The organism is Aeromicrobium sp. P2_G6 (assembly GCF_056403535.1).
In genome coordinates, this window is the sequence record NZ_JBFUFH010000016.1 from 1 (window position 1) to 1,715 (window position 1,715).

The 1,715-nt window shown below is 63.7% G+C and carries 1 protein-coding gene; it reads left to right on the forward strand.

The window, feature by feature from the left end:
* Positions 1–57: 57 nt before the first annotated feature.
* Positions 58–1,695, forward strand: coding sequence for a flavin-containing monooxygenase (locus AC1DVU_RS22355; protein ID WP_476924673.1), 1,638 nt, complete (start codon positions 58–60; stop codon positions 1,693–1,695).
* Positions 1,696–1,715 lie beyond the last annotated feature (20 nt).

Genomic DNA, 1,715 nt, shown 5'->3' on the forward strand with positions numbered 1-1,715 from the left:
GCACCAGGGGGCGCGTCCTCCAGGGGCCAGCGCCGACACACATGAGAGGTCAGATCCATGACGACTACCGACACGAACACACCCGTCACGACCGCGTCGTCCACCTACGACGTAGTGATCGTGGGAGCCGGGTTCAGCGGCACCTACCAGTTGAAGAAGCTCCGCGACCTCGGCTTCTCGACCATCTTGTTCGAGAAGAGCGACGGGCTAGGCGGCGTGTGGAACCTCAACCGCTACCCCGGCGCGCGAGTTGACAGCGACGCCGAGGTCTACCAGTTCTCCGACGAGCAGCTGTGGAAGGACTGGGAGTGGCAGGAGCGCTTCCCCGACCACAACGCACTGCGCGACTACTTCGCCTACGTCGACTCCAAGTGGGACCTGTCCAAGGACATCCGGTTCAACACCAAGGTCACCGGAGCCCGGTTCGACGAGAGCACCAACCGCTGGACGATCAAGACCAGCGACGGAGCGGCGACGACAGCACAGTTCCTGATCTTCGCGACAGGCTCGACGATCGAGCCCTACACTCCGCAATTCCCCGGCATCGACACCTACAAGGGACGCCTCGCTCACACCACGTTGTGGCCCGAGGACCTCGACTACACCGACAAGCGCGTCGCCGTGATCGGCACCGGCGCCAGCGGCGTGCAGGTCATCCAGGAGATCGGCCCCGTCGCCCAGCACCTGACCGTCTTCCAGCGCACACCCAACCTGTCACTGCCCATGCAGCAGGCGGTCTACGACTCCGCCATCAACGACAAGGCGAAGGAGGGCTACGAGGAGATGTTCAAGTTCGCCCGGACCGCCTTCGCCGGCGTCAACTTCGACTTCGACCCGAGGTCTGCCGTCGAGGTGTCCGACGAAGAGCGTGAGCGACTCTACGAAGAGTGCTGGCAGGGCGGCGGCTTCCGCTTCTGGATGGCGACCTTCGGAGACACCCTCGGAAACAAGGACTCCAACAACCACGCCTACGACTTTTGGAAGAAGAAGATCCGCGCCATCGTCACAGACCCGGTCAAGGCCGACCTTCTGGCACCCAATGAAGCGCCGCACCCCTTCGGCACCAAGCGACCCGCACTTCACCAGAACTACTACGAAATCATGGACCGGGACACCGTCGAGCTCGTCTCGGTGCGGAAGTCGCCCATCGAGACGTTCACTGAAAAGGGCATCCGCACCACCGACGGCATCGAGCGAGAGTTCGACATCATCATTCTCGCGACCGGCTTCGACAACAACACCGCGACGCTGACCTCGATCGACATCTACGGCACCGACGGCCGCACCCTCCGCGAGAAGTGGGCCACCGGCGTCGATGCCTACCTCGGCGCCACCACCCACGGCTACCCGAACCTGGCATTCCTCTACGGACCCCAGAGCCCCGCAGCCTTCGGCAACGGCCCCACCACCGCCGAGCTCCAGGGCGACGAACTCGCCGGTCTCCTGGTCCACCTGCGCGACAACGGGTTCCAGCGTTTCGAGCCCACCCGCGAAGCCGACAAAGAATGGACCGCACTGGTCAACAGCATCGATGACGTCTCACTCTTCCGCTTCGCCGACTCTTGGTACAACGGCGCAAACATCCCCGGCAAGCACCGCCAGATGCTCCAGTGGCCCGGCGGCAACAGCGCCTACCTCGACCTCTGGGCAGCCGAAGCCAACGCCAACTACTCCAAGGGCCTCGAGCTCAAATGACCACCCCCACCCAAGAAAGA